The organism is Methylibium rhizosphaerae (genome assembly GCF_006386545.1).
Lineage (GTDB): Bacteria > Pseudomonadota > Gammaproteobacteria > Burkholderiales > Burkholderiaceae_C > Pseudorivibacter > Pseudorivibacter rhizosphaerae.
The window spans coordinates 1-6,686 of sequence record NZ_SWAR01000075.1; the positions used below are offsets into that span (position 1 = coordinate 1).

Below are 6,686 nucleotides of genomic sequence, written 5' to 3' on the forward strand. Positions count from 1 at the left end.
GTCGTAGCCGCGCTTCTTCAGCTCCGGCAGGGCCACCTTGGCGATGGTGGCGCAGGTGGCCGCCGAGGAACCCGACACCGAGCCGAAGATGCCGCAGCCCAGGATGGTGGTGTGCATCAGGCGGCCGGGGATCCTGCCGAGCCAGGGCGCGAGGCCTTCGAACATCTCCTCGCTCAGCTTGCTGCGAAACAGGATCTCGCCCATGAGGATGAACAGCGGCAGCGCCGCCAGTTCCCAGCTCGCATTGCTTTCCCAGAAGGCCGAGAACAGGTTCTTGCCCGGCTGGGTGCTGGTGAAGAAGGCCTGTCCGACCCAGCCCACGATCGCCAGCGTCATCGCGATCCACACGCCGCCGGACAACAGCAGCAGCATGAGCAGCAGCAAGGCGCCGCCTACCATCAAGGTTTCCATGAGAACTACCCTCTATGTGACTTCAGAGGTCGGAGGAGAAGTCGCCGGCGGCATGCCGCTCCTGCACCACCCGCACGAAGGTCGGCACGCCACCGCGCAGCACGATCACCAGTTCGTCGACCACCGCCACCAGCAGCAGCAGCGAACCCAGCGCGAAGCTCAGCTGCGGCACCCAGATCGGGATCACCAGCAGGCCCTGCGACAGCTCGTGGATTTCCCAGCTTTCGTAGGTGAACAGGCAGGCCCACCAGGCCAGGTAGCCCACCGCCGCGACGGCCACCAGCAGCGACACCAGCTCCAGCATGCGCCGCGGCAACGGGCCCAGCGACTCCAGCAGCAGCGTCACCCGCACGAAGTCGCCGTGCTTGAAAGCATGGGCCATCGTGAAGAAGGCCGCGGCCGCGCACAGCCAGGCCACCACGTCGTTCACGAAGCCCATGCCGATGCCCAGGCCGCGGCCGATGCTCTGCCCCACCATCAGCACGCAGATCAGCGCGATGAAGATGGCACCCAGCGCCCCTGCGGCCAGGTACACCGCGTCGAGCCCCTTGCGCAGTGCGCCGGGCCCGGCCGGCTCGTTGGCCGCGACGCGCGAGGCCGGCAACGCATGCAGCGACTCGGCCGGCGCCGGGGCCTGCGTGTCAGCGGGCTGCACCAGCACCGCGAGCTTGGTCGTCTTCATCGCACCACCACCCGGGTCCATCAGGGCTGCGACTTGCGGAAGGCATCGATGATGGCCTTGCCGTCCTCACCCGCCGTCCTGAGCCATTCGCCGGTCATGCGACCGCCGATCAGCTTCAGCTCCTGCTTCAGCGCGTCGCTGGTCGCATCGACCTTCATGCCCTTGGCGGCCAGGGTCTTGATGTATTCGGCGTCCTTCTGCTCGCTGACCTGCCAGCCGCGCTGCTCGGCGGTGGCCGCCGCCTTCACCAGCGCGTCCTGGGTGGGCTTGTCGAGCGCTTCGAAGGCCTTGCGGTTCACCACCACCGCGTTGCGCGGCAGCCAGGCGTTCACGTCGTAGAAGTACCTGGCCTGCTCGTAGAGCTTGCTGTCCACGCCGCTGGCGCTCGAGGTGAGGAAGTTCTCCACCGTGCCGGTGGCCAGCGCCTGGCTCAGCTCGGCCAGCTGGATGGTGATGGGCTGCGCGCCCACGTACTCGGCGATGCGCGAGGTGGCCGGGTTGTAGGCGCGCATCTTGGTGCCCTTCAGGTCGGCCATCGACGTGACGGGCTTGATCGAATACAGCCCCTGCGGCGGCCAGGGCACCGCGTACAGCAGCTTCAGGTTCTGCTCGGCCAGCACCTTCTCCAGATACGGCCGCGACACGTCGTTGAGCTTCTTCGCCTCGGCATAGCTGGTGGCGAGGAAGGGAATCGAGTCCAGGCCGAACACCGGGCTCTCGTTGGAGGCACCCGACAGGATGAACTCGCCGATCGGCGTCTGCGACGACTGCACCGCGCGCTTGATCTCGTTGGCCTTGAACAGCGAGGCATTCGGATGCAGCGTGATCTTCAGCTTGCCGCCGGTGGCCTTGGCCACCTCGTCGGCAAACTGCTGCAGGTTCTGCACCTGGAAGGTGTTGGCGGCATAGCCCGAAGGCAGGTCCCATTTCGTCTGCGCATGGGCGGCCGGCAGCGCCATGGCGGCGGCGCAGGCAAGCAGAAGTCGTTTCATCGCGGTCTCCGTTGGGTTGTCTTCAGAAGCTGGCCAGTTGCCGGTTCAAGAGGTCGGTGATGAGCATGGCGCCCGGTGCATGGGTGATGCAGAACTCGGGCCTCGCCTGGGCCAGCGCCGCCTGGGGCGTCACGCCGCAGGCCCAGAACACCGGCAGCTCGCCCGGCAGCACCTCCACCGCATCGCCGTAGTCCGGCCGCGACAGGTCGGCAATGCCGATCTGCGCCGGGTCGCCGATGTGCACCGGCGCACCGTGCACGTCGGGGAAGCGCGAGGTGACCTGGATCGCGCGGATCGCGGCGGCCGCGGTCATGGGCCGCATGCTCACCACCATCGGGCCGCAGAAGGGCCCTGCCGGCTCGGTGGCGATGCTGGTGCGGTACATGGCCACGTTCTTCTTCTGGTCGACGTGGCGCAGCGACAGGCCGGCGTCCAGCAGCGCCTGCTCGAACGAGAACGAGCAGCCGATCACGAAGGTGACCAGGTCTTCGCGCCACAGCCCCGTGATGTCGGTCGGCTGGTCCACCAGCTCGCCGTGGCGCCACACGCGATAGCGCGGCACGTCGGTGCGGATGTCGATGTCGGTGCCCAGGCCGGGCAGCATCGGGTCGCCCGGCTCGGACACGGCGAGCACCGGGCAGGGTTTGGGGTTGCGCTGGCAGTAGCGCAGGAAGTCGCCGGCCAGGGCCTGGGGCAGGATCACCACGTTGCCCTGCACATGGTCGTCGGCCAGGCCGCTCGTGTGCGAGGTCCAACGGCCGCTGCGGATGGCTCGCCGCACGTCCAGCGCCTGTTCCAGGTCGTGCTCGCCCAGCAGCGAGTGTTCGCTCGATGCGCCCATCGACGTCTCCGGTTGTCTCTGTGTTTGTATGCCTGTTGCCGCAGGAACAGGCGCGATGGAGCAAATTCTGGTAGGCGGGCAGCGCGGCCGCAAACAGATAGTTTTTCTATCAGTCCATCGATTTTTTCGATGCACGCTTCTGGCGCGGCACCGGTGCACCAACAAAGGCGAACACCGCCTCGACCACGCTGCGCACCACGCCCGAAGCAGGGTCGTCGCGGAAGCTCGCGTGCACCGGCAGGGGCGCCAGCGGCACTTCGCTCCTGAGCGTGCGCAGCGGCAGCCGCTGCGACAGGCGCTCCACCGCCGCCTGAGGCAGCGTGGCCACGCCGAAGCCTCCTTCGACCAGCTGGACCATGGCCGAGATCGACGAGATGGTGTGGACCCGCTTGAGCTCGTGCCCGCCCTGGCGGAACAGGTCGAGCAGGGCCACATGCGGCTGGGAGCCGCGCTGGAAGGTGAGCAGGTCGATCTGCGACAGGTCGGCGAGCGTGTACCACCGCTTGCGGTGCAGGTCGTCGTGGCCCACGAACGCCATCTCCATCGGCGGCAGCGCGAGCGTGCGCACGCCCTCGCCCGAAGAAGGCAGCGCGGCGAAGGCGATGTCGAGCGCGCCGCGCCGCAGCTGCTCCACCAGGATGGGCGTCGTTTCCACCGTGAGCTGCAGTTCGAACTCGGGGCTGCCGCGCCGCATGTGCTGCACCCATTCGGTGAGCCACGAATGCACCACCGACTCGATGGCGCCGATGCGCAGCGACACCGTCTGCGCCGCGCCGGCGCTGCCCATCTCCGACTTGATCTCGCGCTGCAGCTCCAGCAGGCGCTGCGCATAGGTGAAGAAGCGCGCCCCGGCCACGGTGAGGCGGAACTGCTTGTCGCGCCGGTCGAGCAGCAGCACACCGAGCTCGTCTTCGAGCGCGGAGATGCGGCTGGACATGGCCGACTGCGTGATGAAGAGCTTCTCGGCCGCGCGCGACACGCTCTTCAGCGACACGACCCAGTAGAAGGCTTCGACGAATCTGAGGTTCATGGATGCAATGTGTCGTCCACCGCCCATCGCACGGCGGGATGCTGCAGCAGCGACAGCGTGCGCAGGCCGGTGGCCTGCTCGACGTCCTGTGCATAGGGCGGCATGTTGGTGCATTCGAACACCAGGGTGCGCAGCGTCGGCGCACGCGCCTTGAGCGCCTGCGCCGCGGTCACCACCTCGCCGCGCGCCAGCGCGAGGTCCATCTGCGGGTCGTCGCCACGAATGCCCCGCACGAACTCGCTGCCGGCCGGCATGCCTTCGATCAGCACGTCGGCCAGCCGCTCCTGGGGCACGCCGGCGCAGAGCAGGTGCGCGCTGCCGAGCGAAGCCGCGTCGAAGGTGAGCACGCCGACCTGCTGCTCGGTCTTGAGCAGCTGCGGCAGCCACAGCAGCGCCGAGCTCACCACCGGCACCGCCACGGCGGCCTGCAGCTGCGCCTGCAGGGCCACGAGGAAGCCGCAGCTGGTGGTGATGGCAGCCACCCCCGCGGCCTGCAGCAGGCGCGCGGCCGAGACGAAGCGCGCGGGCAGCTCGCTGGCACGCAGGCTGCTAACCGATGACACGACGTCGTTGGCACAGGCCCCCTGCACGACATGGAAGCGCACCGGGGCGGCAAAGGTGTCGGCACTGCCGATGTCGCCGGGCGGCCTGGGGAAATGCGTGTCCAGCAGCAGCACGCCCAGTGTCCGCCCGTCGTTCATTGCAGGAAAAGCCCTCATCGTTTGTCGCAGCGCCCGGGCTTATTCTCGTCCTTCGCTTTCTCATGGAGAACCCTATGCACCAGAGGCTCACGTTCACGCTGGTCGCCGCCACCCTGGCCGCCGGCGCGAACGCCCAGACCAGATGGGACCTGCCCGCGGCCTATCCGGCCAACAACTTCCACACCGAAAACCTCTCGCAGTTCGCGGCCGACGTCGACAAGGCCACTGGCGGCAAGCTGAAGATCACCGTGCATGCCAATGCGTCGCTGTTCAAGGCGCCCGAGATCAAGCGTGCGGTGCAGGGCGGGCAGGCGCAGATCGGCGAGGTGTTGCTCGCCAACTTCGCCAACGAGAACCCGATCTATGCGCTCGACGGCCTGCCCTTCCTGGCCAGCAGTTATGCCGATGCGAAGCGGCTGACCGAGGCCCAGCGCCCTGCCCTGCAGAAGCTGCTCGGCGCACAGGGCATGCGCCTGCTGTTCACCGTGCCCTGGCCGCCGCAGGGCATCTACACCAAGAAGGAGATCAGCTCGGTGGCCGACATGCGCGGCATCAAGTGGCGCGCCTACAGCCCGGCCACCGCGAAGATCGCCGAACTCATCGGCGCGCAGCCGGTGCAGATCCAGGCTGCGGAGCTCAGCCAGGCCCTCGCCACCGGCGTGGTCGAGAGCTACATGTCCTCGGGCTCCACCGGCTACGACTCCAAGACCTACGAGCACATCAAGTACTGGTACGACACCCAGGCCTGGCTGCCCAAGAACGCGGTGCTGGTCAACGAGAAGGCGTTTGCGGCGCTCGACAAGCCCACGCAGGACGCGGTGCTGAAGGCCGCCGCCGACGCCGAGGTGCGCGGCTGGAAGGTGAGCCAGGAAAAGAACGACTGGTACAAGAAGGCGCTGGCCGAAAAGGGCATGAAGATCGTGGCGCCGCCGCCCAAGCTGGTGGCCGACCTGCAGCAGGTGGGCGGCATCATGCTGGCCGACTGGGAGAAGCAGGCAGGCCCTGAGGGCCAGGCCATCGTCGCGGCCTTCCGGCAGTCTGCCAAGGCTGGCACGGCCGCGCCCGCGCCCAAGAAGCCCTGATGCTGCGGCGCGCGCTCGACCGCCTGTTCGCCGCCGCCGGCCATGCCGCCGCCGCCTGCGTGCTGCTGATCTTCGTGCTGATGATCGTGCAGTCGGTGGGCCGGGGCGTGGGCTGGCGGGTGGGCGGCATCAACGACATCGTGTCGTGGCTGTGCGCGGCTTCGGCCTTCCTCGCCATGGCCCATGCCTTCAAGCATGGCGACTTCGTGCGGGTGACGCTGCTGCTCGAAAGGCTGGACGAGGGCGCGCGCCGCGCGCTCGAGACGGCGGCCCTGCTCGTGGCGGCGGCCTCCACCGCCTACCTCGCCTGGTGGGCGGCGAGCTTCGCCTACGACAGCTACGCCTTCAAGGAGATGGCGGGCGGGCTGGTGGTGATCCCGATCTGGATCCCGCAGCTGAGCTTCGTGGCCGGTGCCCTCCTGCTGCTGCTGGCGGTGCTCGACGAACTGTGGCTGGTGCTCACCGGCCGCAAGCCCACCTATGTGCGGCTGGTCGAGGAACGACACGCCCGCGGCGACTTTTCGGAAGACATGTAGATGAGCGTGCTCGCGGTCGGCGGTTTGTTGCTGCTGGTGATGTTGCTGCTGCTTTCCGGCGGCGTGTGGATCGCGATGACGCTGGCCATCGTGGGCTGGGTCGGGCAGGCCTTCTTCACCAGCACCCAGCCGGGTGCCAACCTCTTCTCCGCCTTCTGGGAGACCAACGCCAGCTGGGAGCTGGCCGCGCTGCCGCTGTTCATCTGGATGGGAGAGATCCTGTTCCGCACGCGGCTGTCGGAGCAGATGTTCGAGGGCCTGTCGCCCTGGCTGAACAAGGTGCCGGGGCGCCTGATGCACACCACCATCCTGGGCTGCGGCATCTTCGGCTCGGTGTCGGGTTCCTCGGCGGCCACCTGCGCCACCATCGCCAAGGTGGCCCTGCCGGAGCTGAAGAAGCGCGGCTACGAC

At 68.1% G+C, this 6,686-nt stretch carries 9 protein-coding genes; 3 read left to right on the plus strand and 6 right to left on the minus strand.

All coding sequences use genetic code 11. The features are described from left to right. The 6 genes from E8D38_RS26935 to E8D38_RS26960 form a co-directional block, all read right to left on the minus strand. Window positions 1-411 (minus strand): TRAP transporter large permease subunit (locus tag E8D38_RS26935; RefSeq protein ID WP_181179512.1); only part of this gene is annotated, 411 nt, incomplete at its 3' end. 22 nt (window positions 412-433) lie between these two features. After that, window positions 434-1,093 (minus strand): TRAP transporter small permease, encoded by a 660-nt coding sequence (locus tag E8D38_RS26940; RefSeq protein ID WP_140637363.1) that lies wholly within the window; start codon window positions 1,091-1,093, stop codon window positions 434-436. Between the two features lie 20 nt (window positions 1,094-1,113). Then, window positions 1,114-2,085, minus strand: coding sequence for a TRAP transporter substrate-binding protein (locus E8D38_RS26945; RefSeq protein WP_140637364.1), 972 nt, complete (start codon window positions 2,083-2,085; stop codon window positions 1,114-1,116). 22 nt (window positions 2,086-2,107) lie between these two features. Continuing rightward, window positions 2,108-2,926: a putative hydro-lyase gene (locus E8D38_RS26950; RefSeq protein WP_140637365.1), complete on the minus strand. Its 819-nt coding sequence runs from the start codon at window positions 2,924-2,926 to the stop codon at window positions 2,108-2,110. A gap of 109 nt (window positions 2,927-3,035) precedes the next feature. Then, entirely contained in the window at window positions 3,036-3,956 is a 921-nt protein-coding gene (locus tag E8D38_RS26955; RefSeq protein ID WP_140637366.1) for a LysR family transcriptional regulator, read from the minus strand. Further along, window positions 3,953-4,657: an aspartate/glutamate racemase family protein gene (locus E8D38_RS26960; protein WP_181179515.1), complete on the minus strand. Its 705-nt coding sequence runs from the start codon at window positions 4,655-4,657 to the stop codon at window positions 3,953-3,955. Before E8D38_RS26960 ends, E8D38_RS26955 begins: the two co-directional genes overlap by 4 nt. 74 nt (window positions 4,658-4,731) lie before the next feature. Between E8D38_RS26960 and E8D38_RS26965 the strand changes: the two genes are divergently transcribed. The 3 genes from E8D38_RS26965 to E8D38_RS26975 all read left to right on the plus strand — a co-directional run. Next, complete coding sequence (locus E8D38_RS26965; protein ID WP_140637367.1) at window positions 4,732-5,739, plus strand: TRAP transporter substrate-binding protein; 1,008 nt, start codon at window positions 4,732-4,734, stop codon at window positions 5,737-5,739. Next, entirely contained in the window at window positions 5,739-6,275 is a 537-nt protein-coding gene (locus E8D38_RS26970; RefSeq protein ID WP_140637368.1) for a TRAP transporter small permease, read from the plus strand. The genes E8D38_RS26965 and E8D38_RS26970 overlap by 1 nt, the downstream gene beginning before the upstream one ends. Beyond that, a partial coding sequence (locus E8D38_RS26975; protein WP_140637369.1) for a TRAP transporter large permease subunit occupies window positions 6,276-6,686 on the plus strand: 411 nt, incomplete at its 3' end. It abuts the gene before it with no gap.